The organism is Roseibium algicola, assembly GCF_001999245.1.
Lineage (GTDB): Bacteria > Pseudomonadota > Alphaproteobacteria > Rhizobiales > Stappiaceae > Roseibium > Roseibium algicola.
On sequence record NZ_CP019630.1, the window covers coordinates 2,782,548 to 2,809,116 of the forward strand.

Below are 26,569 nucleotides of genomic sequence, written 5' to 3' on the forward strand. Positions count from 1 at the left end.
AATGGGAAACTAGCCACAAGGCTGATAGGCGGAATTCACGGATGGCCAAGACCAACGAGCCGACAATCATCAAGAAATACGCCAACCGGCGCCTGTACAACACGGGCACCAGCACCTACGTCACGCTTGAGGACCTGGCGGTGATGGTGAAGGGGGAGGAGGACTTTGTCGTCTATGACGCGAAGTCCGGTGAGGATATTACCCGGTCGGTCCTGACCCAGATTATTTTCGAACAGGAAGGCAAGGGGCAGAATCTTCTGCCGGTCACGTTCCTGCGCCAGCTGATCCGTTTTTACGGCGACAGCATGCAGGGCCTCGTGCCGAGCTTCCTGGAATATTCCATGACCTCGCTCACCAAGGAGCAGGAAAAGCTGCGTTCGCAAATGAGCGAAGCTTTCGGCGCAACGGCGTTCGAGGCCATCGAGGACCAGGTCAAGCGCAACACGGAGATGTTCGAACGGGCCATGAAGATGTTCATGCCCTTTCCGGCCGCAGGGGGAGATCCGGCTGCGACTGCCAACCCGGCGAGCCAGGCCAAGCCTGCAAAGTCCGGCGGGAACGATCTCGACGACATGAAGCGCCAGCTGGAAGACATGCAGAAAAAGATCAACCAGCTCAGCGAAAAGTCCTGAGGCGTTTACGCGACCTGCAATGAGCCGTGATCTCGACCGCATGACCGTCGCCATCATTGCGCTTGGCGATGATCCCGTGTTGCTGAAAATCCTCGAGACGTGGTTTGTCGAGGAATGGGCCGACTGGTATGGCCCGGGGCAACCCGGCGATGCGCGGGAAGATCTGGAAAAGTGCCTTCTGCCAAATGCTCGCCTGCCGCGCTGTCTGGTCGCGCTGGACGGAGATAGCAGGCCGTTGGGAACGGTCTCCCTGCGCGATACCTCGCCGGGGTCGGACCTTTATCCCGGCGCTTGGCTAACCGCATTGCTTGTGCATCGCGATTTCCGGAAAGCAGGTATCGGCATCAAGCTGATCGCTGCCGCAGAACGGGAAGCCACCAGGATCGGATTTCCGGAAATTCTGACTGCAACGGCAACGGCCGGGTCGCTCGTCCTCAGACGGGATTGGCAGCAGGTCAAAACACTTCAATCGGCTTCGGGGCCGTTGGATATCTATCGCAAAGCCCTGGGGCCGGTCTGAACGGGCGTCAGCCCGGACCGCCGTCAAAATAAAGCCTCATCCCGAAGAGCGAGCTCACTCGAGTCTCGAAGGATGGGCCGCTTGCTCTTGTGTTTGCAGCCCATCCTTCGAGACGTGCCTATCGGCCCTCCTCAGGATGAGGTGAAGGGTAGGTGAGGCTTCTTGAGAGAAGGCAGATCCGGTCCTTCCCTCAGCCGCAGTCGGCAACCAGGCTTGCAGCGGCAATGCCGGCGACTGCGCAGGCTTCGTCATTGTCGGACGTGTCGCCGGTAATGCCGACAGCGCCAAGGGTTTCGCCTTCGTCGTTCTTCACCAGAACGCCGCCGGGCACCGGTACGATGGCCCCGCCGGAAACGCCGTTCAGAGCGTTGACGAAATGCGGACGGGACTCTGCATTGGCGTTCAGCCATCTGGTGCCGGTGCCGACAGCGAGTGCACCGATCGCTTTGCCCGTGGCGATCTGCGGACGCATGATCGAGGATCCGTCCTGCCGCTTGAGCAGGATGGCATGACCACCCGCATCGAGGACAGCAACGGTAAGCGGTTTCAGATTCAGCTCGGCTGCTTTTTCAAAAGCGGCAGAAATGATGGTCTCTGCCGTTGATAATGTCAGTTTGCGCATTTTCCCACTTCTCCTTAAGGTGCTGACCGCGATACCGATTTGCTAACAGAACATGGCATTGGCGAATAGGCGGCATTCCCGAGAAGCTATTGCTGCGATTCGGAAAGAAAGACACTTCGGCCAGGAGGAATTCAGTGAAGCGTGATTTTCAGGCCCCGGGCCGGTCCCCGGTTTTTGCACGCGAAGCAGCGGCTGCGACCTCTCATCCGCTGGCAACGAGCGCGGCTCTGGAAGTGCTTCAGGCAGGTGGCAATGCGGTTGACGCCGCGATCGCGGCAGTTGCGGTTCAATGTGTTGTCGAACCGCATATGACCGGCATCGGCGGCGACTGTTTTGCCATAGTCATGGAGCCGGATGGACGCCTGACGGGTTTCAATGGCTCAGGTGCAGCCCCGCGGGCCGCGACACCGCAAAAGCTTGCAGAGCTTGGCGTCAAGGACATCACCGACACGTCGCCGCATGCCGTGACCGTACCCGGTGCCATTCGGGCCTGGGAAACGTTGCTGAAGGCGCATGGCACCAAGAGTTTCAAGTCCCTGTTCAAGCGGGCAATTCAATATGCCCGCGACGGATTTCCGGTTGCCCCGCGTGTTGCGCGCGACTGGGCCGGGGATGTCGACAAGCTGCGCGCCGACGAGGTTTCGGCCGCGCGCTACCTGATCAAGGGCGAAGCACCCAAAACCGGCACGGTTCTGAAATATCCGCGTCTGGCAGACACTCTCTCGGCAATTGCCGAGGGCGGGGCGGATGCCTTCTATTCTGGCCCGGTTGCCGACGACATCGTGAGCGCGCTGCAGTCACGCGGCGGGCTGATGACCCAGGACGATCTGGCCGCTTGCCACACGACAGCGGTGTCACCGGTGTTGAGGGACTACAAGGGCCACACGGTGGCCGAATTGCCGCCAAACGGGCAGGGGATCGTTGCCCTGATCATGCTCGGTATTCTGGAACAGTTCGACCTGGAAAGCCTTGATCCGCTCGGTCCGGAACGTTTCCACCTGGAAATGGAAGCCGCGCGTCTGGCCTATGGCGTCCGGGAGCAGTTCATCACCGACCCGGGCTATATGGATGTCTGCCACACACGGCTGATCGGCGCGGATTATATCGACCAGCTTGCCCGGCAGGTGTCGCTGACCAAGCGGATGGACTCGGTCCCGGCAAGTGCGCTGGCTCCGCAGACGGATACGGTCTACCTGACCATCGTCGACAGGGACGGACTTGCGGTTTCCTTCATCAATTCCCTGTTCAGCGGGTTCGGCAGCGGCATTGTCGCTCCGGAAACCGGTGTGCTGCTGCATTGCCGCGGCAGTTCGTTCCGGGCCGAGCCGGGACATGCCAATTCCATCGACGGCGGCAAGCGGCCGATGCATACGATTATCCCGGCGATGGTGCTGAAAGAAGGCGCGCCGTTCCTGTCGTTCGGCGTGATGGGTGGTCACTACCAGGCTTGCGGCCATGCACATGTGCTGACCAACATCATTGACTATGGCATGGATGTTCAGGCCGCCATCGACTTCCCGCGCATGTTCTTCGACATCGCCAGCCACGAACTGCAGGCGGAACGACTGGTGCCACCGTCCACGCTGGACGGCCTTCGCGCGCTGGGCCATTCCGTCGTTCCGGCGTCCGGCCCGATCGGAGGGTCCCAGGCCATCATGATCGACAAGGCCCGGCACTTGCTGACCGCAGGCTCCGATCCACGCAAGGACGGGCATGCCGGAGGCTACTGACCAGGCTTCGGCCGGCCACCTGACCGCGTCAATTTGAACCTTGTGATCGCCGCCTCACGGGTGTTTGGTGCGGTTGGACGCGCCGATATTCATATGAGGTTTTCAATATGCCCGGATTTTCGAGGCGGGAGATCCTGCTTGGCGGCGCCGGCGCGCTGACGGCGTTTGCAGCCGGTGGACTTGGTGCCAGGCAGGCACTGGCCGCCGAGCACAGCCTGACCCTTTCAAGGCTCAATCATTCGGTGCTGCCGGAAACGGTCACGGCTGACATGATGAGCTTCAGCCCCAGTGGTCCGCCACCGGTGCTGCGGTTCCGCAAGGGACAGACCACCACGATCGACGTGAAGAACGCGCTTGATGAAGCGTCGGTGGTGCATTGGCACGGGCTCAGGATCGCCAACAACATGGATGGCGTACCCTATCTGACGCAATATCCGATTGAGGCGGGAAACGCGTTCCGCTACGAGTTCACGCCGCCTGACGCCGGCACCTTCTGGTACCACCCGCATTGCAACACGCTGGAACAGATCGCCCGGGGAATGACCGGGGTGATCGTGGTGGAAGACGAGGAAGATGCCGGCTTCGACAGCGACCTGCCACTGAACATTCGTGATTTCCGGCTTGGGGGCGACGGCCAGTTCATTGCCTTCTACAAGCCTCGCAATGCCGCGCGAGGCGGCACGCTCGGAACCGTTTCGACAGTCAACTGGCAACCACAACCCGTTTATGAACTTGCCGCGGGGTCTCTCGTGCGTCTGCGTCTGGCTGTCACCGATCTCACAAGGGTCGGCAGATATACAGTTTCGGGTGCCGAGGCGCTGGTGATCGCAATCGACAGCAACCCGTTGCCGCAGCCGGTGGCGATGGACGAAATCGTGCTTGCGCCCGGCCAGCGGGCTGATGTTGCCCTGCGTGTGCCGGACAGTGAAGACGAGGTCGCCACGCTTGTTCTGAAAAAGCCGAATGGCGACAAGGTGCTGGCGACGTTCCAGCCCAAGGGTGCGACAGCCGGCAGGGACCTGCGCGAACTGAAGCCGCTCAAGCCGAACCCTGTGCCACAGGCAGACCTTGCCAATGCCGAGGTTCTGGATTTCGTGTTCGGTTGGTCTCCGGGCGGGGATGCGCCGCAGGCCAGCATTTGTGGTTCGCTCGGCTATACCTTCTGGTCGATCAACCGGGTGGCCTGGGGCGGGGATGTGCCGGGGCCATTCGATCCGCTGGCGACCATGCGGCACGGCAAGTCCTACATCCTGCGCTTCCGAAACGAATCACCGAACGATCATCCGATCCATCTGCACGGCATGTCGTTCCAGTTGCTGCGGTCGAACAAGCGCAAGCTGCCGCCGCTGGTGACGGATACCGCGCTGCTTCTGGAAGAAGAAACCATGGAAGTGGCCCTGGTTGCCGACAACCCGGGCGACTGGGCATTCCATTGTCATGTGATCGAACACCAGAAAACCGGCCTGGCCGGTTTCCTGCGTGTAGAAGCCTGAGCGTTTTTTGACAGGTCAGGCAGACAGGGAGATTGTGTAGGAGCGTTCGTCGCCGTCTTCGGCGGCGGATGCATATTGCGCGACATGCTGCCGACGCTCCAGCCAGGTCTGCTCGTCAAACGAGTCTCCGGCCAGAAGCTGGGTGGCATATTCGGCATGGGCGCCGTAATAGGCGTCACGCTGAGAAGCCTGTGCGGCGAGATGTGCGGGGACGGCATCCAGAGCGCCAAACTGACCATTTGAGGTCGAACCGAAGCCGGTTCTTTCAGTCGGAGCGGTTACCGGCTTCTGCCGGATGCGCATGGGATGGATGGCCGATACGGGTCTTACTTGCATTTCAGTCTCCGGGTTGGGCCAGTCCGTGGCCAGTCTTTCGGAGGTCCGGGGAGTCCGGATCTGTTTTTCAATATAGGGTCTCTGACAACAGAAAAATGTGACGCGCGTCACACTTTGACGGGTGAAGGGTTTGCCCGCTGCTGTCTAGAGGTAACGGTTGTCAGCAGAATTTGTTCCCGGTGCCGTCATTTGCCACGGTGCTTCTGCCTCCAGCCTCTGCAGTCCGGCTGATATGCCCCTCCAAGATCCTCACCTGAAGCGTGTTCGGGCAAACCAAAAAAAGACCCGGAGCAATGCCCCGGGTTGAAGGTCTCCAGTGGTACTTCTGGAACTTTAAAACAGGTTGGCCTAGCGCTCGGTCTTGAGCAGTCGGCCGGCAGGGCGCTGGCGTGGCAGGGCAGCAGTTGCCCGATAGGAGTTCACGCCGGTGAGAGGCTCAGTTTGCCTGCGGAACCTTGTCTGGGGCTCTCCATCTCGCGTCGCGATCAGATGGGCGAGGAAAATAGAGTTTGGGCGGTAGCGCGCGCTGAAGGCAATCTGCTCGCGCTCAAGCTCCGGTTCCACGGGAACGGGGAGATACGTGTCAAACGTCGCCTGCCGCTCGGATTCCGTCTCTCCCACGGAGGGACGCTTCCGCCTCACATTGGCACGACCTGCAGAAGAAACCGGGTTAACTCGCACGATTTAACGCCTCATTGTTTCAGAATGGCACGCCCAAGGCTGCCTCACCTGAAACGTCGCAATCACCGTGCCACGTTAACCTCTTGTTAACTTTTTGTCCGCAGAAAACCGCCGATCCGCATTAACAATCGTTAATGCAGTGGCGCAAAACCGGACACTTTTCAGTGGGAAGTGGGGATAGCGGTGGTAACCGGAACCGGCCCGTTGCAGGCAGGGTCAAGTCCTGACGGCAAAGGGAATCAGGTTTGACCTGCGGGGGGAGGACTCAGGCTGAACGGTGTTCCGACAGTTCTGGCAGCCGGACCGCGAGTGGCAGAGCGAAGTCCTCGGCGGTCAGTTTCTCACTCCTCAGAAGATGCTGCAGGCTCACGGCAACCGACATGGCATCGTCGAGAGCGTCGTGTTGCCGCCCGTCCGGTGTCTTTAGGCCAAAATACTCCGCCAGACGACCGCTCGTCATTTTGCCCATATCCTCAACGGGGGTGCCCGCATTCAAGATCAGGCCGATGGCGTTGCCGAAGCGGCGGGCGGGGATAGGTGGTGTCAGGCCTTCGATATAGGAACTGATCGCCAGAAGGGTGAGTTCGTCCTTGCCCCAGGACCAGAAATTCGCCCCCTCTGCGAAGGCTGCGAATTTTTCCAGTGCTTCGGCGTGGGCAAGGCCTTCGCGGTCGATGTCCGCCTGGGTAATGCCGGTCAGCTCGGTGAAGAAAGGATCTACATTCGGGTGCCTGCCGAACCTGTCCCTCGGCTTGATCAGGACATTGAATGTATCGAGAATGTCATAACCGCCCCCGAGCGAGAGTTTCACCGCGCCAATCTGGGCGACATTCGGATCCGGATCCAGCGGGCCGCACCATTGCCGGCTCATGGCGCCGGGCGCGGTCAGATATTCGCAGTCGTAAATGATCACGTGATGCATGAAAAAGAGGTCCGTCCGATCAAAAGAAGGAAAAAGCGAGGGCGGCCAGAAACAGAAGAACGGTTGAATAGAATGTCAGGGCAAAGCCGAAGGCCCTGGCGGCCGCGCCTTTTTCATAACCGTTCCAGAACAGAGCGCGTCCGCACCAGAACAGGAGTGCGGCGGCAGGCAAAGCGCCGAGATACCCGGCCGGGGCAAGTGCTGCGAATGCGATGTAGGTAAGGGCGGCCAGCGTGTTCTGTTCCAGCGTGTTCTGGAGCACGGCCTGCAACAGCTTGGCCTTTTCGGTGCCTGAGGTCAGTCCGCTGCCGTCGATATCCTCCGGTGTGAAAAAGCGATGCCGCGCCAGAAGGCCTATCGACAAAAGCAGCCAGAAAGCGCCGGCCAGCAGACATTGGGCTGCCAGCGTAAGGCGCGCTTGCGGCGAGCCGTCCGGCAGCCAGTCCTGCGGATACTGAACGGCGCCAAGGCCAAGCCCGGTGGCCGCGACGATTACCGCCGCGATCATGCCCTTCATGACGCCATGTTGTTTCGCTGTCAGGGGCAACCTGCTGCCTCGCGTTTGCTGACGGAACCGACACGGGAACAGGACCACACCGGGCTTCAAAAGAAAAGTGCTGGCAGGCCCCGGCGCAGGCAGACTGGCGCGACCAAGAGGCCGCGCCAGTGCAAGTGATCGTCTTTGAGACCGTCAGTCCGGCGCCTTGCCGGTCCAGGCGCTGCGGTCGATGTCGAGATCCGCGAAGTTGTCAGGGTTCAGCACCGGTCGGGCGACACCTTCCCGAAGCTGGCTCTTGAAGTCGTCCAGGATCCGCTTTGCCGTCGGGAACAGCATCATCAGAGCCAGTAGGTTGACGACAGCCAGGACGCCCATCAGCGGATCGGAGAAGAAGAACACCGAGGTTGCATTCGGTGCCGTCGCCCCCAGGAACACGACGCCCATCACGGCGACCCTGAGAACGTGCAGGGCCATGGTGCTGGATGTCATCGAACTGAGGGCGTTTTCGCCGAGGTAGTAGTTGTAGATGATGGAGCTGAACGCGAAGAGCAGCACTGCGCCGGTCAGGAAATAGCTCGTCCAGCCACCGAGGTGGGAGGCAAGCGATTGCTGGGTCAGGACGACGCCGTCAACGCCTTCTGCACCCGGCGCATAGACATCGCCGAGCAGGATGATCAGCGCCGTACAGGTGCAGATGATCATCGTGTCGATGAAGACCGAAAAGGACTGGGTGATGCCCTGGCTGATCGGGTGCCGGACTTCCGCCGTGGCGGCAACGTTGGGAGCCGAGCCGAGGCCGGCCTCGTTGGAGAACAGCCCGCGGCGCAGGCCTTGCGCAAGGGCTGCGCCCATGCCGCCGCCGACCACCTCTTCCAGCCCGAATGCGTTGAGAACGATGGAATAGATGACGCCGGGCACCTCGGTGATGTTGAGAAGGATGATCACCAGTGCCATGCCGATATAGCCGACGGCCATGATCGGCACGATGACATCCGCTGCCTTTGCAATGCGGTGGATGCCGCCAAAGACGATCAGGCCGGTCAGCACAGTCAGGCCTATGCCCGTCCACAGACGGCCGATGCCGAGGCTTTCTTCCGCGGCGCCCGCCACGGTGTTGCCCTGGAAGGCGTTGAAGCCGAAGGCGAAGGAGGCCATGAGGCAGAGTGCATAAAGCACCGCAAGCCAGCGGTAATCGGCGCCTAGGCCATGGATGATGGTGCGGGCGGGTCCGCCACGATAGGTACCGTCACCCGTGGAGCGCTTGTAGAGTTGGGCGAGCGAACACTCGATCAGGCTGGTTGCCATGCCGACAAGGGCAACGGCCCACATCCAGAAGACCGCACCGGGACCACCGAGCGTGATTGCCACGGCGACGCCGGCGATATTGCCGCCACCAACCCGGCCGCCGACTGACAGAAGCAGGGCTTCGCGGGCAGAGATGGCGTTGGGATCACCCGACTGGTTCTTGGAAGACAATACGCGGAACATACGCAGGAAGAAGCGTAGCTGAACGAAACCGGTAACGACCGTGAAGAAGATGCCAATGACGACGAGAAACGGGATGAGTGCCCACCCCCAGGTCAGGTCGCCGATTAGGGCGAAGAACGCCTCGACAAGCTGCATGGATCCAACCCTCCTTGTTTTCCGCAAGGCTGACGAAGGGTCAGCCTCATCGGAACCGGAAGGGTAGGCTTCAATTTCCGGGGTTTGCAATAAAAAAGAGAGGTGCTTGAAAATGCAGCTTTGAATTGCCGGGTTGATAGGCAGCCACCAGACAACAAAAAACGCGGCTCGAATGAACCGCGTTTTTCAAATCGGATCGGGAAGCCTGCCTTAAGCGGCCAGGGCGCCCTGAGCCTGATCAACCAGGGCCTTGAAGGCATCCGGCTGGTTGATGGCGAGGTCGGACAGAACCTTGCGGTCGACTTCGATGCCGGCCTTGTTCAGACCGTCGATGAAGCGGCCATAGGTCATGCCGTGCTGGCGGGTTGCCGCATTAATGCGCTGGATCCAGAGCGAACGGAAGTTGCGCTTCTTGGCCTTGCGGTCGCGATAAGCGTACTGGCCGGCTTTCTCGACGGCCTGCTTGGCAACGCGGATGGTATTCTTGCGGCGGCCGTAATAGCCTTTTGCTGCCTTGATTACTTTTTTGTGGCGAGCGTGGGCGGTAACGCCCCGTTTGACGCGTGACATTTAGGTGATCTCCTTCGGGGCTGGCTTTATGCGTAGGGCAGGAACTGCTTCACGATCTTTGCATCCTGGTCGCTCAGCGTGGTGGTGCCACGGGCGTTGCGGATGAACTTGTTCGTGCGCTTGATCATGCCATGACGCTTGCCGGCCTGCGCGGTCTTCACCTTGCCGGTCGCGGTCACTTTAAAGCGCTTTTTGGCGCCGGACTTCGTTTTCAGCTTGGGCATTTTGCATCCTTTCCTTGGTGCATCCGTTCAGAACGGATACTCTTTTGTTGGTGCATTCAGAGCCGACACGGCATGCCCTCGGTTGTCGAAAACGGTCTGCGCAAGAACACAGAAAACCAGTCCACGACGAGCCGGACGACTCTGGACCGGGCGCTTATATGGGAGCTTTCCTTGGAATGCAACCGGTTTGCGCGCCTTTTTTGGCGGTTTCGGCCAGATCTGCGGCACGGTCCTCCGCGGCAAAAGCAGTGGCCGCGGAGACCGGTGTGCGCCAGCAAGGCCGATCAGGCAGCCAGATCGCATTCCTGCCGGGCGGCCAGAAGGCTGGCAGAGACCTTTTCAGGATCGGCGACGGTGCCTTGCACGGCAATGAAGCGGATATCCTCAACGCCCAGGAACGACAACAGGAACTTGAGGTAAGGCTGCACGAAGTTGGCCGCGGCAAAGGGTTGGCCGTCAAGATAGCCTTCGGCCCCATAGGCGGAAATCACCACCGCGCGCCGGGTTTTTGCAAGTCCCTGAAAGCTGTTGCCGTCAAACGAAAATGTGTGCCCGACACGAACGATCTGGTCGATCCAGGCCTTGAGAGCCGCGGGAACTGCGAAATTGTAGATCGGCGCGGCAATCAGCAGGGTGTCGGCTTCCTGAAGTTCGGCGATCAATTTGTCGGAAAGGGCTGTCGCTTCCTTCAGGTCTGCGGTCATGGAGGCGGGCTCGGTATAGAAACCTTCGATGGTCTTCTGGCCGATGATCGGGATGGAGCCATCGGCAACATTTCGCGTGATGACGCGGCAGTCGGGATGTTTGCGGCGGTAGCTTGCCTCGAAATGATCGGCAATGGCGGTGGAGTGCGAGCCGGTCTGGCGGGAACTGGAATTGATGCGCAGAAGCAGTGTCATGCGGGTATCTCCTGGTTGGATGATGACCGGAGGTTATTTCTGCGCATGTGGAGGAAAAACACTGTGGCTCGCAGGATATTCGTGCTTATTCTGCATGAATGGATCTGCAAGCCCTCAAGACAATTCTGCTCGTCCGCGACCTTGGCAGCCTGGCAGCTGCCGCGCGGGCGCTGGATCTCGATGCCTCGAATGTGTCCCGGACGGTTTCTGCAATCGAGCGGGAGCTTGGTCAGCGGCTTTTCCAGCGCAGCACACGCAAGCTGTCGCTGACGGAGGCGGGCGAAGCCTATCTCCAGCGGGTTGCGCCGCTTGTGGAGGAGATCGAGGCGGCGAACGAGGACATTGCCGCCAGAAGCCAGCAGCCACGGGGAACCTTGCGCATGACGGCGTCGGTTGCCTTCGTGCTGGAAGGAATCGTCCCGCTTCTGCCGGTGTTTCACGACCGGTACCCGGATATCTCGGTCGAGCTTTTTCCCTCCGACAGCAATCTCGATCTTCTGGCCGAAGGACTGGACCTTGCTATCCGCCTGGCTGCGGCGCCGAAAGGCGATCTCATTTCCACAAAGCTGCTGCAAACCCATTACCGGGTGGTGGCCTCGCAGGACTACCTTGAAAGGGAAGGGCGTCCGGAGGCGCCGGGTGACCTGTCTGCCCGAAATTGCCTGTGTTTTGCATTGCCGGATTTTCGCAATGCCTGGCGCTTCAGGCTTGGGGATGACGCGCCCTTCGATGTGGAAGTGTCCGGCAGAACGACAATTTCAAGCGCGCTTGCGCTACGCGAAGCAGCCAGGCTTGGCCTTGGTCCGGCATTGCTGGCCGACTGGCTGATTGCGAGCGACCTGAAGGACGGCAGGCTGGTCGATCTCTTTCCCGACCACACGTGTGCTCCGGCGAACTTTGAAACCGCCGCATGGATCCTTTATCCGAGCAGGGCCTATCTGCCACTCAAGGTGCGGGTGATGATCGATTTTCTGAAGACAGAGTTCGGACGTTCCGGGAACTGATTATACGTCAGAGGCTCCGTTCTTTTTTGGTTTATTTATTCAATTTATTGAAATGAAGAAGATTTTTCACCTCCAGGAATATTTATAAATTCAAATATTCATGATTTTTGATCGTGTTTCTGAATTTATAAACTGATGTATACGATTAAGTTTATTCATTTAAGGCTATTTCACTAAGAAAGGCGCCATATTCAATCTTTACGTGTTATTTAGTGTAAAACTTTGTCCCGTAATACATTTCTTTCTTGAGAATCAGGTCGTGAATATGTTGTTTTGAAGCTACGGAACAATAATTCGGACAACCTTGGATATGAATCCCAACATATGCCACGATCGAAAGATTGTTTTTGTACACAATCCCAAAGTAGCTGGTACGAGCCTGAGAGATTGGCTTGGCTTTGACGAAGTCTGGAATCACGGATTCCCGACGACAAATACGCCTGTAGAATGCTGGAATGACTACAGGGTTATTGTTGCTGTACGAGATCCGATCGACCGGGCCTTGTCCGGGTACAGGTTCATGACCCGGGAAAAATATGTCGGAAGCTTCCGCAGCCGGTATCCTGACCTGCCAACCTGGGACCCGCTGACCTTCTTCCGGAAAATGTTCAACGAACAGATCTTCGTGGTGCCGCCGCAGTTCAAGTACACGATGCACATGCATTCGAACAAGGCGCCGGATTATCTGATCCGGTTCGAGAACATGGATCTTTCCCAGCTCGCGCAGGATCTCGATATCCAGAAGCCGTTGCCACGGGAAAACGCGAACCCGCAAACTGAAGTGGTCGATATTGCGGAAGATCTCTATGTGGCCCTGATCGACCACTACAAGGTCGATTACCTGCTTTTCGGCTACAGGCCGGTGCCTTATCGCGACTTCATGCGCTCACAGGAAAAAGCTGCGGCTGCCTGAAGATCTGCATTCATTTCCATGACGAAATTCGCCCGGGCAGACGCATTGTCCACCCGGGCAAGGAATTGTCTCAGGCATTCACGTCGACGACGACACGGCCCTTGACCTGGCCTTTCAGGATGTCGGCACCAAGCGCCGGCAGGTCTTCAAGGGTCGCCGGGTGGATCATCGCTTCCAGCTTGTCCATCGGCAGGTCTTTCGCCAGCCGTTCCCAGGCTTTCAGGCGGCCGTCATAAGGCTTCATAACGCTGTCGATGCCCAGCAGGTTGACGCCGCGCAGCAGGAACGGGATGACGGTTGCCGGCAGATTGGCGCCGCCTGCAAGGCCGACGGCTGCAACGGATGCGCCGTATTTCATCTGGCCGAGAACCCGTGCGAGCATCGGACCGCCGACAGCATCGATACAGCCCGCCCAGGTTTCGCTTTCGAGGGGGCGCTTGACCGTTTCGGCAACGTCATCGCGGGGCACCACGCGGGCGGCGCCAAGAGACTTCAGATAATCCCAGGTGCTCTCGCGTCCGGTGACGGCGGCAACCTCGTAGCCGAGATTGGCCAGAATGGCGGTTGCGACGGAGCCGACGCCGCCAGCGGCACCGGTGACCAGCACCGGCCCGCTTTCAGGCTTCAACCCGTGCTCCTCAAGCGCCATGACCGCAAGCATGGCCGTGAAGCCGGCTGTGCCGATGGCCATGGCGTTGCGCGTGGTCAGGCCTTCCGGCAATGGGACGAGCCACTCGCCCTTTACCCGTGCCTTCTGGGCGTAGCCGCCCCACCAGGCTTCGCCGACGCGCCAGCCGGTCAGCACCACCTTGTCGCCCGGCTTGTACCAGTCGTCGGAGCTTTCTTCGACGGTTCCGGCAAAGTCGATGCCGGGCACATGCGGATAGTTTCGAACCAGTCCCCCTCCCGGGCCAAGGCACAGGCCGTCCTTGTAGTTGAGCGTGGAATATTCGACGGCAACGGTGACATCGGCTTCCGGCAACCGGCTCACGTCGATGTTCTCAATCGAGGCGTGGGTTTTGCCGTCTTCGTCCTTGTCGACAATCAGTGCCTTGAAGGTCATGAGCTGTTCCCTTTTCTCTTCGGTTTCAGGCGGCGGCTTCCGCCGCCGGGCCGGACCAGTCGATCTGGCAGATTTCAGCACTTCTGCCGTCAAAATCCCAGACCCTGCCGTAAGCGCGCACGCGGCCTTGCGTGGCGGTGGCGACCGTGATGTCCGAACCCATCCAGTATTCGGTGTTCTTGACGACGATATCCTCGTCCGGATTGGCGCCGCGCACAGGCTCCACCTCGCCCTTGATCGCCTTGCCGACGATCAGGCGGCGTTTCTTGCCTTCGTTGGTGTAGGATACGGGGGCACGTTCGGCGCCCAGAAACTCGCTGACCAAAACCCGGAACAGGCCGGTGGTGCCCTTGGCCTGGCCGGAGAAGATCTTGATCAATCCGTCATAGGCCGCTTCGCTGGCGCGCTCGTCGATATAGGCGGCGGCCTTCCAGTTGCCGCGGGCCATCAGGCCCGGAATTTCCAGGACGAGGCCGACATTGAGGCCGGAGAGGTCCTCGCCCTCATAGTGGCCTTCGTCAATGCGCACACCCGCCCAGGCCTGGCAGTAACCCTCTGTGGGCGGGTGCTTGCCGAGCGACACCACGCAGGGGCAGAAGACGGTGCAATTGCAGTTGAGGATCAGTTCTCCTCTGATGGCCCAGCCGGACATGATTTTCTCCCTATATGGTTATTAGTAATAACGGCAGAACCAGAACGACCAGTCCGGCCAGAATGAGGAAAACGCCGACCGGCGCGGTAAGTTTCGCGCCGATATCGGGAAGTTTTTCCAGTGTCATCAGCACCATGGCGCCTCCCATGAAGGCGAGATTCATGGTCCCGGCGACAAACGCGAGCAGCATCAAGGCCCAGCAGCAGCCAAGGCAGACGGCGCCAAGCCTGAGGCCAAGCGAAAGCCCGCCCCGGGCCCCCGGCTGCCAATGGCTGAAGAAAAAGGTCAACGGGTTCCGGCAGGAGCTGAGGCAGGCCTGCTTGAGGCGGCTGAACTGATAAGCCCCCGCCAGCAGCAGCAGGGCTGCGTTCAACGGGTTGGAAACAGATTTGCCGAATGGATCGAGCAGGCTTTGTTCCGCCAGCCAGACCTGAAGAGAACCGGCCAGAAGCGAAAATCCGAGCCAGACAGCCAGATACCCACCCACAAGCGCGGCCAGCGGCAAGATGCCTGCGGCGGCTGTCTGTGTCAGCTGCGCATAGGTGCGAAAAGCTGGAAAGGCTGTTGGTGCCATCATCGCCAGGGCCATCAGGGCCCACATCAGGGCGGCGACCCCGAAGCCGGCATTGGCGGCTGTTGCCGAGCACAGGGACAGGAATGCCTCCAGCGGCTGCCCCATGGGTAGCCCGGTAAGCTGCCAGTCCGTGGTTTCCCTCAGGCCGCCTGCCTGCATGGCGAACAGGATGGCCCAGGCCACCAGAATGGCGGCATAAAAGGTCAGCCAGAACGCTCTGTGGCCAGGCATGAGCCGCGCAACGGTGTCCACCCGATCCTCCCGATAAATTTTCTCCTAGGCTGCGGGGGCGGTCTCTAAAAGTCAAACATTTAATTGTCAGACATTTAAACAATTTGTTTGACCGTGTCGGGTCGTCTCTTTAGGTTTGCCGGGGTTCAGGCGAAAATTCGGAGGTTCTTTTGGCGATTGAATTCAACACGATTCAAAAAGAGGGCCTTTCGGTCCAGATCGCCAATGCCATCCGCAATGCCATTCTCGAAGGTCGCCTTGCCGGTGAGGAGCGCCTGCCGAGCGAAGCCGATCTGGCGGAGCGCTTCGGTGTGTCGCGGTCGACTGTTCGCGAGGCCTTGAAACGGCTTGCCGCCCAGAACCTTATCCGCAGCGAGCGGGGTTCTTCCGGTGGGGCTTTCGTCAATCGCATGACCTGGGCCGAAGCTCAGGACAACCTGATGACGACCACGCGGCTCCTGATCGGCATGAACGACATTCCACTGGAAGACGCCATCGAGGCCCGCTTTGCGCTGGAAGCTGCCGCGCTGCCCCTGGCGGCGGAAAAACGCACCGACGACCAGCTGGCCGAACTTGCACGCGAAATTTCCCGGCAGAGAAACCGTGACACAAGCGACGAGGACTTTTGCGCGTCGGACGTCGCCTTTCATTCGGCCGTGGCGCGGGCAACGGACAACCCGATCCTGGTTTTCCAGTTGTCGGCCGCCTTCGAGGCGATGCAGCCACTCATGAACATGCTGGTCTACCGCCTGCGCGACCGCGAACGGATCGCCGACCTGCATCAGGCCCTGGCCGATGCGCTGGCCGCGCGCGACAGCGCCGGTGCCGCTCAGCATCTGGACGCCCTGTCGGCCTATACGCGGGAACTGGCGGCGCAAAGGCGCAAGCCGCGCAGCGCATAACGCCCCTTTTCAGGGATGGCTGTCCTTATCCATGCGAAGCTGGAAGGCGATTTCCGTCGCGCCAAGCCTGAAAGCCAAGCCATGTCAAATACTTGCCGAATAAGTAACTCCACGGCATTGTTCAATCTCATCCTAAAGTCTAATATAGACGAAAGTCGAAGTTCGAATCGTGGCGAATTTGCCTCCCACGTCTGCCGAGACGGTCACCGGATGCGCCATCTGTTTGAAAAGGTCGGCTTTTGTACGCCCGGTCACCCCTGGCCGGGCGTACAGGTCTGAACAGAGCTTGCGCCTGCGTGGCAGGAGCGCTCTTCACCATAGGGAGCAGTGCCATGAAATTCTGGAGCATCGCCGTCGTCGCCATGATCCTCGCCGGTGTCGCCGCCACCAAGGCCGCCAACCCCAGCCATGCCCTGACCGACGGCTCCGTCGCCACCGGCATCCCTGTCACGACGCTGCACACGCCAGTCACGCCGTAAGGCAACCGACAAACGTTCGGCGCAGGCGCCCGTTGCCTGCGCGCTCAGACTTGTTTTATGAAACCTGCTTCGGCTGCATACCCTGCGCGTAGCTTTCTTCCGCCTTTCTGCCGAGATAGATCTGAAGGGCGCGTGCCCTGATCTCCGGATTGCTTGCGGGTTTCGTTGAGATGGCCTTTGCGATTTCTTCCGCAAGGCGTGGGGCAAGCTCTTCAAAGTCACATTCAGTAAACTCAGAGCGTTCTGTTTCGATCATCAACGCCTCAGCAGGCTAAATGGCCTGCCAATAGACCTCGCAGTCGCCAGCTTCCATACCGAGCCGAGCGCATCTTTAAGCGATGCGAGACATAATCTCGCCCATCGGAAACAGGTTCTGTTTCGAGCTTTCTGGATCTTCCAGATTTTTTGAAATGTTGAGAAAACTGGTGACCCCGGCGCGATTCGAACGCGCGACCCTCAGATTAGGAATCTGATGCTCTATCCTGCTGAGCTACGGGGCCTTTATGCGGTCGATTAGCATGATTTGACGTCCGTGGCGACCCCTGGCTGCAACAGACTGTAGCTGCCGATGGGGATTGTTTGTCGAGGACGCCGGTGCGCGGCGAGGGGGATGCTGACGCACCTTGGGGCTGCTCCCGCGTTGTCCTCATTTTTACTGCCGTTTTACTGGCGTGTCTTGGACTTGCCTTATTCGCTGCTTAGCAGTTTGGATCATCGTGACCGCTTTCTCAGCCTTGCCCGATGCCATGCATGTTGTCGGGTGACGTGTGCCTTGCGCTGCCTGCCTGCAGGAAGCGTTCCGGAAAAGGGTTGCGCAACAAGGTGAAGGAAGCGGACGTGCCACAACGGCGACAGAAAACGGGATGGAGAAAAGCCGGGCGGGTGAAAACCCTGCGCACGGCTGCCGCACCGTTGCTTGCCGGCTGCGTTGCGGTTCTGCTGACCCAGGCCGTAGCCGCTGACGAGCGCGCGCCGGTGGAGCGCCCGGAAATACCCGAGGCTGCCGATGTTTGCGCCGGGGTGCGGGAACAAACCGTTCAGGTGACCTTCGACAGCAGTGAAGCCTTGTTCGTGTCCGCCGCCGGAGACCGCTTCCTTGCGAGCGATATCGAGATGCCGGTGCAGGCGTCAGGACAGGCGGGCGGCGAAGATGCCCGCCGGAACACCTTGCAAACCTATCTGGAAAGTCGGCCTGATCTGGAGCTGGCCGCAGTCGCGGCTGGACCGGAAAACCGCTGGGGGCTAACGCCCGGCTGGGTGTTCGTTTCGGATGATGGCCATTCCGCGCTTCTGCAGGAGCAACTTTTGAAGGCAGGCGTTGCCATTTTTGCTCCGGGTCATGCCGGAGCTGAGTGTGCAGACGCCTTGCGGGCCGCGGAAACGCAGGCAAGCCTGGCACGAGCGGGCCTTTGGGGCGAGACATCGCCGCGTCTTGTCTATTCCGCAGCCGCGCCAAAGTCTTTCAGCGACGCTTCCGGGCACTATGTTATTGCAAGAGGACGTATTGTTTCCCTTGGAAAAACGCGCAGCACCCGTTATCTGAACTTCGGAAAATACTGGAAAACAGATTTCACGGTCACGCTGAAGGCTTCAGCTGAGGACGACGTCAACACGGCCCTCGGGCGATCCGGCTGGACGCTGGATGCCCTGGAAGGGCAGGTTGTCGAAATACGCGGCTCCGTTCAGGAAAGGGACGGACCGTCTATGGTGCTCCGCCATCCGGAGCAACTGGTGGTACTGAATGACAAAAGGGCAGGACGTGACGGCCAAAGCAGCAACTGATTTCCGTCAGCCGGCATGTTTGCCCGCGCGGCGCGGCCTGCGCCGGACCTGGCTGCGCAACCTTGTTGCAGGCGGTTCCGCGCTTCTGGTGGCCTCCTGCCAGCTGCTGGGTGACGGACCGACCGTTGGCACGGTAACGCCCGGTACATTGCGTCCCAACCTTGCGGCCGATATCGGCGAGCGTGAGCATCCGCGTGTGGTGGCCACCTATGGCGGTGTCTACAAGGACGCCGGGGCGGAGCGGGCTGTTGCGAGCGTTGTCGGCCGGCTGGTGGCGGCATCGGAAGACCCTTCGCAGAGCTACAAGATCACCATTTTGAATTCGCCGGCCATCAACGCTTTCGCCTTGCCGGGCGGCTATCTTTATGTCACGCGCGGCCTGCTCGCCCTTGCCAACGACACGTCGGAAGTTGCCGCCGTGCTGGCGCACGAGATGGCGCATGTGACGGCGAACCACGCAATCAAGCGCCAGCAACGCGCCGAAGCCAAGCAGCTTGCCAACAAGATCCTGACCGACGTGGTGCAGGACAGCGAGGAAGCCCGCAAGGCGATCATCTCGTCGCAGCTTTCCTTTGCCCGCTTCAGCCAGGTGCAGGAGCTTGAAGCCGACGATATCGGTGTGAAGACCCTCGCAAGGGCCGGTTTCGACCCCTATGCCGCTGCACGGTTCCTGCGGTCCATGGCAGCCTTTGCCCGCTACCAGTCCGCCGACAAGTCGGGTTCGACCGCGCCAGACTTCCTGTCTTCCCACCCTTCCACGCCGGAGCGCTTGCAGATCGCCATCCGCGCGGCCCGGCAGATCGGTGCACCGGGCATCGGCGAGCGTGACCGCACCCGCTATCTCAGCCAGATCGACGGCATGCTGTTCGGCGACGATCCGCTTGAAGGGTTCGTCCGTGGACGTTCGTTCCTGCACAAGGCGCTCGGCATCAGCTACACCGTGCCTTCCGGCTACATTCTGGAAAACACGCCCGAAGCGGTTCTGGCCAGCAATGGCGACGGCACGGCGATCCGGTTCGACGGTGCAGATGTCAGCAGCTATTCCGGCCTGCGTGATTACATGAACTCCGGCTGGATCAACGGCCTGCTGCCCGAAAGCGTCCGCGAAACGACGATCAACGGCCTGCCGGCGGTCACCGGGGCGGCCATCACCCAGGGCTGGTCCTTCCGCATTGCAGTGATCCGGATCGGCAAAACAGGGTATCGCTTCATCTTTGCCAGCCGCTCGCCCAATGAAACGTTCGACCGGGATTTCCACCAGACGGTGGAAAGCTTCCAGCAGCTGTCGCCGACCGAGCGTGCCCGCCTGCGCTCGCTCCGGATCAAGGTCGTCACCTCCAAGCCGGGCGACACACCGCGGAAACTGGCGATCGGCATGAGCGGTGTCGAGCCTTCACGGCGGCTGGAATTCTTCTCCATCCTGAACGATCTGAACGCCGATCAGGCGATCCCGACAGGCACGGCGATCAAGCTGATCGTCGACTGATGGTTTTTCTCCCGGTTCGGCTCCGGCATTTGTCTGGCTGAAAACTGACGCTGCTCAAAAAAAGGCGGACCGGAAGGTCCGCCCGTCAGAGTTACTTGGAGGAGATAGAGGTCAGGTGCTGTAGGCGGCCCTGTCCGGCTGTGCTGCCAGCAGGGCGGATTTCAGTTTTTCCATGGCCCGGCTTTCAATCTGCCGCACGCGTTCCTTGGAAATGCCGAGTTTCACGCCAAGCGATTCCAGCGTGGCGCCCTCTTCCGACAGGCGTCTTTCACGCACGATCTTCAATTCGCGCTCGCTGAGAACCTCCAGGGCGGAGGACAGCCAGCGCCGGCGGCGTTCGGCATCGATGTTGACGGTCACGATCTCGTCCGGCAACGGGGCATCGGACACAAGGAAGTCCTGACGGTCCGCGCTGGAGCCTTCGCTGTCGGTCACAGGAGCGTTCAGGGACGTATCAGGGCCGGACAGCCGCGCATTCATGAGGGCGACATCGGACTGCTTGACGCCGATTGCGTCGGCGATCTTCTGGTGAAGCTCGCTGTCGGTCAGAGGAGTCTGATTGCCGGAGAGCTTGGCGCGCAGGCGCCGAAGGTTGAAGAACAAGGCCTTCTGGGAAGAAGAGGTGCCGCCGCGAACGATCGACCAGTTGCGCAGGATATAGTCCTGGATGGAAGCGCGGATCCACCACGTCGCATAGGTGGAAAAGCGCACTTCCCGTTCCGGTTCGAACCGGGCGGCGGCCTCGAGCAGACCTACATGGCCCTCCTGGATCAGATCGCCAAGCGACAGCCCGAAGTTGCGGAAGCGTGAGGCAACGGCAATGACCAGGCGCATGTGCGAGAGCGACAATTTCTCAAGCGCTTTCTCATCCCGGTTATGTCGCCAGCGGATCGCAAGCTCCAGTTCCTCTTCGCGCGTGAGGTAGGGGGCTTTCATCGCGGCCCTTACCAGTTGACGTTTCTCGCTCTGGGACATGATCGACGCTCCGATATGTTATCGGGGGAAATACGTACCGAAGCGTAGGTTAGATCACTTATCGCTACCGTTGGGGCAGTTTTTGTGCACTTTCGCGTGAACAGCGCGCGAGGTGGTGGTGCCAAAACGAATAAGGGCCCGGATTTCTCCAGGCCCTCGTCGATTTTCGCGTTCGGAAAATCCGCTTGGATCAAGCGGCTTCTTCCTTGTCCTCGTCGTCTTCCGCTGCAGCTTCCTCAGCGGCTTTGATGCGGCTCGGAGATTTTGCCAGGTTCTGTTCGATCTGCTTGACCGCTTCGGTTTCGGAACATTTGTTCACTGCCGCGATTTCGCGGGCCATACGGTCGAGCGCAGCTTCGTAGAGCTGGCGTTCAGAGTAGGACTGTTCCGGCTGGTTTTCAGAGCGGAAAAGATCGCGAACCACTTCAGAAATCGCGATCAGGTCGCCGGAGTTGATCTTGGCTTCATATTCCTGAGCGCGGCGGCTCCACATCGTCCGCTTAACGCGCGGGCGGCCACGAACGGTCTCGAGAGCCTTCTTGACGGCCGCAGGGTCGCCAAGCTTGCGCATGCCGACGGAGGCAATCTTTGCCACCGGGACACGAAGGGTCATCTTGTCCTGTTCAAAAACGATAACGAGCAACTCCAAAGAGTGACCTGCAACGTTCTGCTCTTCAATGGCGGTAATCTGGCCGACGCCATGCGCCGGATAAACAATGTACTCGCCCGTCTTGAAACCTTGGCGCTGCGCGGTCTTTTTGGTGTTCGTTGCCATACTCGTATTCTCTCCTGCGCAGTTGGCGGTCCGGGTTCGGACCGATGACGGACCGCGGTGCGGTCCCCTGTTCTTGTGCGACACGAACCCCGCAGAGCGATCCGTAATGGAACGCCTGTTGATATGCGGCGTGTCAGGGCTGGTCAGTCGACGTTTTCCACTTTAGAACCTTGATCAGTCACATGAGCTGCCGGGAGCTTGATCTGTCCGGTTGTTGATACCCGGGACAGTTTTCAAAGACTCCGTTTTGGGGGTTGTTCTCGTGGTTGGCGACTATCTTCCATGTGTACCACACTTTTGTGGAAAATTAAAGTACTGAGCTTTAATGGTGCCAAAACACCACAAGGGCCCCGCCCGGTCGCCACGGGCAGGTACCTGAAAAAGATGGAAGAATCGCCGTTTTAAGCAGTTCTTGTTTGTCTTGCGGCAGTCTGCCGCACAAGCAGTTTTCGCGAATCAGGACGCAGGATTCGGCGAAAAATACTTTTCGAACTTGTTTTCCTTGCCGTCAAACTCTTCAGCGTCCGGCAACGGTTCTTTTTTCTCAGTGATGTTCGGCCACTTCTCAGAGTATTCGGCGTTGACCTCGATCCATTTCTCGAGGCCGGGCTCCGTGTCAGGCAAAATCGCCTCCGCCGGGCATTCCGGCTCGCAGACGCCGCAGTCGATACATTCGTCCGGATTGATGACGAGGAAATTCTCACCCTCGTAGAAACAGTCCACCGGGCAGACTTCAACACAGTCGGTGTATTTGCATTTGATGCAATTGTCCGTGACGACGTAGGTCATCGCTATCCTCATTCGGCGCCGGGCAGCCTGCAGCCGATTTGCGCAAGGCCCTGGCGGTCAGTTTCGTGCCGCTCTCGCAAAGAAGGCGCACGTATAACGTCTGGTGCAGATGTTGGGTATCGTTTTTGTCAAACGGGCGCAAGCGCTCTGGATGACGCAGTCCGGGCCTGAAAGAGAAAGTTTTTCTGTTTTCCGGGCTTTGTCAGGAAACAGCGTCAATCGCCGCCGCGGAACGCGTCGATTTTCCGCCGCTCGCGCTTGGTCGGGCGACCGGCACCAGCCTCGCGCTGTGCAGGCGCAGGTGGCGGCGGGGCATCCTTCGGCGGGGGAGGCGGCGACAGATCCTCGTAAAGCTTGCGAGCCTCTTCATAGGGACCGCGCCTGGTGCCCAGGGCAAGGATCTTGAGGACGAGGATACGGCGATCCAGGCCGATGGTCAGAACGTCGCCGGTTCGGACAGTCTTGCTGGCGGAATCGATCTTGTCCTTGTTCACCCGGACATGACCGGATGTCGCCAGCTTCTGGGCAAGAGAGCGGGATTTGGTGACCCTGGCGTACCAGAGCCACTTGTCGATGCGCAGGCTGCCGGCGGCAGCATTGTTTTCAGGCGCAGGAATTACTTCTTGTCCTTGCTGTCCATATTCGCCTTCAAGGCCATCAGGGCCGCGAAGGGCGAGTTCGGATCGATCGGCTTGTCCCTTGGGGCCTTGTCGCGACGGTTGCCGCCGTCAAAGCCCTTCTGGCCGCCATGACCACCACGGCCGCGGCCTTCGCCTTTCGGTCCGCCCTTGCCGTGACGCTTCTCGCCCTGACCACCTTTGGCACCCTGACCTTGGCCCTGGCCCCGGCGGTTGTCGCCGCCACGGCGCTGGTCCTGACGGCCGCGTGGACGGCGGTCGTGCCGGCCCGGACGCCAGATCTCGATGGTCACCGTTTCCAGTTCGGCTTCACCAGCAGTGATCTCAGCAGCAGCGGTTTCGCCTTCCGTCTGTGCATCCGGCGTTGCTTCCACGGCGGCGGTTTCAGCGGTTTCAACGGCTGCGCCTTCGGCTGATGCTGCAGCTTCGGCGGGGGCTTCCGCCGGTTCGGACACCGCTTCAGCTTCGGCAGTGGCCGGTTCAGAAGCGGCTTCGGCGGACACGGCTTCGGCCGTCTCTTCCGTAGCCGTCTCTTCCGTAGCCGGTGCTTCCGTTGCGGTTGCTTCGGCGGGAGTGTCCGCTTCGGTCGCAGCAGTTTCCGCCACCGGCGCCTCTGCCGGTGCTTCCGTTGCCGGTTTGGCCGCAACAGGGCGCTGCACTTCCTTGGTCTCGGACCGGTAGCCGAGGGATTTCAGCACGGCGGAGAAGTCCTCGCCGGCACAGCCGAGCAGCGATGTCATGGCAACGGTGACGGTGAAGCCGCCTCCGGTTGCGACCGCGCCTTCCGGCGGGCTGACTTCCGCATCAAGCGGCTTCCAGGCGATCAGCGGACGGATCAGGTCAGCCAGACGTTCCAGAATGTCGACGCGAACAGCACGCGGGCCACAGACGCGGAAACCGACAACCTTGTAAAGCGCCTTGTCGATGGTTTCATCAACCGGGATGGACGTGCGGCCGGATGCAGACAGCTGTGGCAGTTCGGCCATGCCGTTCATGTCCAGCGAGCCGTGCTTCAAGGCCCAGAGCTGTGCCAGCAGCTGGCTCGGCGCAGGCTTCAGCAGGGCGGGCACGAACACGGTGTAGGCACCAAAGCGGATGCCGTGCTTGCGCAGGCTGGCGCGCATGTCCTGGTCGAGCTGGCGGATCTCGTCTGCCGCTTCCTGGCGTTCCAGGATCCCGAGGCCTTCAACGATGCGGAACGCGATGCCGCGGGCAAGACCTTCCAGGCCTTCGCCGGCCTTCAGGTCGACAAGCGGTTTCAGCAGGGTGTCGATCTGTGCCTTGACCCACAGATCAAGCCGCGCCTGTACATTGTCGCGTGCCGGGCCGGTCAGATGTTCGTCGGCCAGCAGCAGCACGACCGGTGTCAGCACCTCTTCTCCGGCGACGAGCTTGGCCACGGGTTCCCCGCGCCAGCGGATCACGGCTTCGGATGTCAGCACGAAATCGGAGTTCTCGGACTTGCCGAGCTTGTCCGCACGGGATTCGATTTCAGTGGTCAGGGCCTTTTGGGCTGCGGCACGCACGGTCTTGCCGTCCGGTCCTTCAGCTGCCGCGTCAGGGGCAAACCGGAAGCCAAGCAGATTCCCGATGTGCTGACCTTCCACGAGCACATCGCCGCTCGATGTAATTTCCGCTTCCAGCATTGCGTTCTCTCTCAAACGTCGCATCAATACACTTGTACGCCGATCCACGAACCGCTGCGTCAGCCGCTCGTGAAGGGCGTCAGATAGTTTGTCTTCTATGTCGCGCGTCTCGCCCTGCCAGTGGGCCGGATCGGCCAGCCAGTCGGGACGGTTGGCGACATAGGTCCAGGTCCGGATATGTGCAATCCGGTTTGCGAGAGTGTCGATATCACCATCTGTCCGGTCTGCGAAGGCCAATTGACGCGAGAACCAGTCATCGGCAATCGCATTGTCCTGCATCAGGTGGGTGTAAATGGTGTTGAGCAACTCTGCGTGGTTCGCCGGGGCGATCTTACGATAGTCGGGGACCTGACACACGTCCCATAACAATTCGACCGCATTTCCGCCCTTTGCCATGCCGGATATTGCGGGATCGCGCAATAAATGTTCAAGAGCGGTGATGTCGTCGCCAATGGGTGCCCTTGCGAGACCCTCTTCGCGCGGCACCATGTCGAGGCTTGAGCGCAAGGCGTTTGCCGACGAAAAATCCAGCGCACTGTTGCGCCATTGCAGCACTTTCAGGCTGTCGAAGTGGTGGCTTTCGATCTGTTCGACCAGGTCGTCGTCCAGCGGATCGACCCGTCCGGTCACGCCAAAGGTGCCATCCTTGGTGTGGCGGCCAGCCCGTCCGGCGATCTGCCCCATCTCCGAGGCGGTCAGCTGGCGGTACTGGTAGCCGTCATATTTGCGGTTACCTGCAAAGGCGATGTGATGGACATCGAGGTTCAGCCCCATGCCGATGGCGTCGGTCGCGACCAAGTGATCGACATCGCCGTTCTGGAACAGTTCCACTTGTGCGTTGCGCGTGCGCGGGCTTAGCGAGCCGAGCACCACGGCCGCCCCGCCGCGTTGGCGACGGATGAGCTCTGCAATGGAATAAACTTCGTCTGACGAGAAGGCGACGATGGCCGAACGGGCCGGCAGGCGCGAGACCTTCTTGGAGCCCGCATATTCCAGCACGGACATGCGCGGCCGCGTGACCACATTGATGCCCGGCAGCAGTTTTTCCAGCAGCGGGCGTGCGGTCGCCGCACCCAGCAGGAGCGTTTCGGATTGACCGCGAACATTCAGGATGCGGTCGGTGAAGACATGACCGCGATCGAGGTTGCCCGCCAGCTGTACTTCGTCGATGGCGACGAAATCCGTCTTCAGGTCCAGCGGCATGGCCTCAACCGTCGAGACCCAGAACCGCGGGTTCTTCGGGACGATCTTTTCTTCGCCGGTGACCAGCGCCACCGCTTCCGGACCTGCGCGGTCGGCAACACGGTTATAGACTTCACGCGCGAGCAGGCGCAGCGGCAGCCCTATCAGCCCAGAAGGCTGGGCCAGCATGCGTTCAATGGCGAGGTGGGTCTTGCCGGTATTGGTCGGTCCGAGCACGGCCGTCACAGTGCGGGACCGGGCAGACGGCGGCAGCGGCAGGGTTTGGGGACGGGGCATGGGGAGGCTTGTGATCGGCTTTCTTCGGATCGGCGCAAACGGATGGCGCCTATATCTGGTGTCGCGTGTCTAGCACAGCCGGGGCGGGCATGTCCTTATTCTTTTGGCCAGCCGGTCAGGTTTTTGACGGTTGAAATATGTTGTGGAGAACGACTCTGGAACAAACCGAAACCGAATCGGCGACTCCGGACGATTCAGGATTTGTTCCCTACGACATGTGGTTTGCGAGGTGGGTAGAGCCACAAAATCCTGAATCTGGTCAAGAGGTTGTGTCGTTTTGCGCGGTTGTGGCTGATTTGCTCCGAATCTCTGTCAATGATTAATTTTCTATAAACGCGTATCATCGCCGGAGGGAGAATGCCGTTTACCCGGGGACACAGGGTGAACGAATCTTGGACGAATCGCTGATTCATAAAGGTTGCGGATTTGT

General features: G+C 60.1%; 28 protein-coding genes and 1 tRNA gene. 10 read left to right on the forward strand and 19 right to left on the reverse strand.

Going from position 1 to position 26,569, the window contains the following annotated elements:
- Nucleotides 1–41 precede the first annotated feature (41 nt).
- Both phaR and B0E33_RS12985 read left to right on the forward strand, forming a co-directional pair.
- Nucleotides 42–632, forward strand: coding sequence for a polyhydroxyalkanoate synthesis repressor PhaR (gene phaR, locus B0E33_RS12980; protein WP_023002599.1), 591 nt, complete (start codon nt 42–44; stop codon nt 630–632).
- Nucleotides 633–651: 19 nt separating this feature from the next.
- Nucleotides 652–1,152, forward strand: coding sequence for a GNAT family N-acetyltransferase (locus B0E33_RS12985; protein ID WP_077291427.1), 501 nt, complete (start codon nt 652–654; stop codon nt 1,150–1,152).
- A 190-nt stretch (nt 1,153–1,342) separates the two neighbouring features.
- Here B0E33_RS12985 and B0E33_RS12990 read toward each other — a convergent pair whose 3' ends face one another.
- Entirely contained in the window at nt 1,343–1,774 is a 432-nt protein-coding gene (locus tag B0E33_RS12990; RefSeq protein WP_023002601.1) for a GlcG/HbpS family heme-binding protein, read from the reverse strand.
- Nucleotides 1,775–1,908: 134 nt separating this feature from the next.
- Between B0E33_RS12990 and ggt the strand changes: the two genes are divergently transcribed.
- Nucleotides 1,909–3,504: a gamma-glutamyltransferase gene (gene ggt / locus B0E33_RS12995; protein WP_077291428.1), complete on the forward strand. Its 1,596-nt coding sequence runs from the start codon at nt 1,909–1,911 to the stop codon at nt 3,502–3,504.
- 107 nt (nt 3,505–3,611) lie between these two features.
- Nucleotides 3,612–4,997 carry a multicopper oxidase family protein gene (locus tag B0E33_RS13000; protein ID WP_077291429.1) on the forward strand — a complete coding sequence of 462 codons (1,386 nt, stop codon included), beginning with the start codon at nt 3,612–3,614 and terminating at the stop codon, nt 4,995–4,997.
- A gap of 15 nt (nt 4,998–5,012) precedes the next feature.
- On the opposite strand, the gene B0E33_RS13005 is transcribed toward B0E33_RS13000, so the two are convergent.
- The 8 genes from B0E33_RS13005 to B0E33_RS13045 form a co-directional block, all read right to left on the reverse strand.
- A complete protein-coding gene (locus B0E33_RS13005; protein WP_139314091.1) occupies nt 5,013–5,333 on the reverse strand; it encodes a hypothetical protein in 321 nt (106 codons plus the stop codon).
- A gap of 348 nt (nt 5,334–5,681) precedes the next feature.
- Nucleotides 5,682–5,954 (reverse strand): hypothetical protein, encoded by a 273-nt coding sequence (locus tag B0E33_RS13010; RefSeq protein WP_031270062.1) that lies wholly within the window; start codon nt 5,952–5,954, stop codon nt 5,682–5,684.
- Between the two features lie 325 nt (nt 5,955–6,279).
- Entirely contained in the window at nt 6,280–6,936 is a 657-nt protein-coding gene (locus tag B0E33_RS13015; RefSeq protein ID WP_077291430.1) for a 3'-5' exonuclease, read from the reverse strand.
- A 19-nt stretch (nt 6,937–6,955) separates the two neighbouring features.
- Nucleotides 6,956–7,483 (reverse strand): MAPEG family protein, encoded by a 528-nt coding sequence (locus tag B0E33_RS13020; protein WP_208997809.1) that lies wholly within the window; start codon nt 7,481–7,483, stop codon nt 6,956–6,958.
- Between the two features lie 144 nt (nt 7,484–7,627).
- Nucleotides 7,628–9,058: an alanine/glycine:cation symporter family protein gene (locus tag B0E33_RS13025; RefSeq protein WP_023002608.1), complete on the reverse strand. Its 1,431-nt coding sequence runs from the start codon at nt 9,056–9,058 to the stop codon at nt 7,628–7,630.
- 210 nt (nt 9,059–9,268) lie between these two features.
- The gene (gene rplT / locus B0E33_RS13030) at nt 9,269–9,628 is read right to left on the reverse strand and encodes a 50S ribosomal protein L20 (RefSeq protein WP_023002609.1); all 360 of its coding nucleotides are present in this window, start codon (nt 9,626–9,628) and stop codon (nt 9,269–9,271) included.
- A 26-nt stretch (nt 9,629–9,654) separates the two neighbouring features.
- Complete coding sequence (gene rpmI / locus B0E33_RS13035; protein WP_023002610.1) at nt 9,655–9,852, reverse strand: 50S ribosomal protein L35; 198 nt, start codon at nt 9,850–9,852, stop codon at nt 9,655–9,657.
- Between the two features lie 284 nt (nt 9,853–10,136).
- A complete protein-coding gene (locus tag B0E33_RS13045; RefSeq protein WP_023002612.1) occupies nt 10,137–10,751 on the reverse strand; it encodes an FMN-dependent NADH-azoreductase in 615 nt (204 codons plus the stop codon).
- 98 nt (nt 10,752–10,849) lie between these two features.
- Here B0E33_RS13045 and B0E33_RS13050 point away from each other — a divergent pair, with 98 nt between their 5' ends.
- Nucleotides 10,850–11,755: a LysR family transcriptional regulator gene (locus B0E33_RS13050; RefSeq protein WP_077291431.1), complete on the forward strand. Its 906-nt coding sequence runs from the start codon at nt 10,850–10,852 to the stop codon at nt 11,753–11,755.
- A gap of 520 nt (nt 11,756–12,275) precedes the next feature.
- Nucleotides 12,276–12,668: a hypothetical protein gene (locus B0E33_RS13055; RefSeq protein WP_077291432.1), complete on the forward strand. Its 393-nt coding sequence runs from the start codon at nt 12,276–12,278 to the stop codon at nt 12,666–12,668.
- Between the two features lie 70 nt (nt 12,669–12,738).
- On the opposite strand, the gene acuI is transcribed toward B0E33_RS13055, so the two are convergent.
- Genes acuI through B0E33_RS13070 form a run of 3 tightly spaced genes read right to left on the reverse strand, consistent with a single transcriptional unit; the run spans nt 12,739 to nt 15,209 of the window.
- Nucleotides 12,739–13,731: an acryloyl-CoA reductase gene (acuI, locus tag B0E33_RS13060; protein ID WP_077291433.1), complete on the reverse strand. Its 993-nt coding sequence runs from the start codon at nt 13,729–13,731 to the stop codon at nt 12,739–12,741.
- Between the two features lie 25 nt (nt 13,732–13,756).
- Entirely contained in the window at nt 13,757–14,383 is a 627-nt protein-coding gene (locus tag B0E33_RS13065; RefSeq protein WP_023002616.1) for a DUF1326 domain-containing protein, read from the reverse strand.
- Nucleotides 14,384–14,393: 10 nt separating this feature from the next.
- A complete protein-coding gene (locus B0E33_RS13070; protein WP_208997810.1) occupies nt 14,394–15,209 on the reverse strand; it encodes a DUF2182 domain-containing protein in 816 nt (271 codons plus the stop codon).
- A 149-nt stretch (nt 15,210–15,358) separates the two neighbouring features.
- Between B0E33_RS13070 and B0E33_RS13075 the strand changes: the two genes are divergently transcribed.
- A complete protein-coding gene (locus tag B0E33_RS13075; RefSeq protein WP_077291434.1) occupies nt 15,359–16,090 on the forward strand; it encodes a FadR/GntR family transcriptional regulator in 732 nt (243 codons plus the stop codon).
- 332 nt (nt 16,091–16,422) lie between these two features.
- Nucleotides 16,423–16,569, forward strand: a complete 147-nt coding sequence (locus B0E33_RS30915; RefSeq protein ID WP_023002620.1) for a hypothetical protein — start codon at nt 16,423–16,425, stop codon at nt 16,567–16,569.
- A gap of 55 nt (nt 16,570–16,624) precedes the next feature.
- Here the strand turns inward: B0E33_RS30915 and B0E33_RS13080 are convergent, their stop codons facing one another.
- Together B0E33_RS13080 and B0E33_RS13085 are read right to left on the reverse strand one after the other, a co-directional pair.
- Complete coding sequence (locus B0E33_RS13080; protein ID WP_062486229.1) at nt 16,625–16,825, reverse strand: hypothetical protein; 201 nt, start codon at nt 16,823–16,825, stop codon at nt 16,625–16,627.
- Nucleotides 16,826–16,992: 167 nt separating this feature from the next.
- Nucleotides 16,993–17,069: transfer RNA gene (locus tag B0E33_RS13085), tRNA-Arg, on the reverse strand.
- Between the two features lie 382 nt (nt 17,070–17,451).
- Between B0E33_RS13085 and B0E33_RS13090 the strand changes: the two genes are divergently transcribed.
- Together B0E33_RS13090 and B0E33_RS13095 are read left to right on the forward strand one after the other, a co-directional pair.
- On the forward strand, nt 17,452–18,351 hold the full coding sequence (locus tag B0E33_RS13090; RefSeq protein WP_156912397.1) for a hypothetical protein: 900 nt from the start codon (nt 17,452–17,454) through the stop codon (nt 18,349–18,351).
- Nucleotides 18,311–19,837, forward strand: coding sequence for a M48 family metalloprotease (locus B0E33_RS13095; protein WP_208992226.1), 1,527 nt, complete (start codon nt 18,311–18,313; stop codon nt 19,835–19,837). The genes B0E33_RS13090 and B0E33_RS13095 overlap by 41 nt, the downstream gene beginning before the upstream one ends.
- Before the next feature lie 111 nt (nt 19,838–19,948).
- On the opposite strand, the gene B0E33_RS13100 is transcribed toward B0E33_RS13095, so the two are convergent.
- The 5 genes from B0E33_RS13100 to B0E33_RS13120 all read right to left on the reverse strand — a co-directional run bounded on the left by B0E33_RS13100 (nt 19,949) and on the right by B0E33_RS13120 (nt 26,139).
- Nucleotides 19,949–20,812, reverse strand: a complete 864-nt coding sequence (locus B0E33_RS13100) for an RNA polymerase factor sigma-32 (protein ID WP_055660074.1) — start codon at nt 20,810–20,812, stop codon at nt 19,949–19,951.
- A 190-nt stretch (nt 20,813–21,002) separates the two neighbouring features.
- A complete protein-coding gene (locus tag B0E33_RS13105; RefSeq protein ID WP_023002626.1) occupies nt 21,003–21,587 on the reverse strand; it encodes a CarD family transcriptional regulator in 585 nt (194 codons plus the stop codon).
- A gap of 456 nt (nt 21,588–22,043) precedes the next feature.
- Nucleotides 22,044–22,376 carry a ferredoxin FdxA gene (gene fdxA / locus B0E33_RS13110; protein WP_031270075.1) on the reverse strand — a complete coding sequence of 111 codons (333 nt, stop codon included), beginning with the start codon at nt 22,374–22,376 and terminating at the stop codon, nt 22,044–22,046.
- A 215-nt stretch (nt 22,377–22,591) separates the two neighbouring features.
- Nucleotides 22,592–22,993: an RNA-binding S4 domain-containing protein gene (locus tag B0E33_RS13115; protein ID WP_055660072.1), complete on the reverse strand. Its 402-nt coding sequence runs from the start codon at nt 22,991–22,993 to the stop codon at nt 22,592–22,594.
- The gene (locus B0E33_RS13120; protein ID WP_077291436.1) at nt 22,993–26,139 is read right to left on the reverse strand and encodes a DEAD/DEAH box helicase; all 3,147 of its coding nucleotides are present in this window, start codon (nt 26,137–26,139) and stop codon (nt 22,993–22,995) included. Before B0E33_RS13120 ends, B0E33_RS13115 begins: the two co-directional genes overlap by 1 nt.
- Nucleotides 26,140–26,569: the final 430 nt, after the last annotated feature.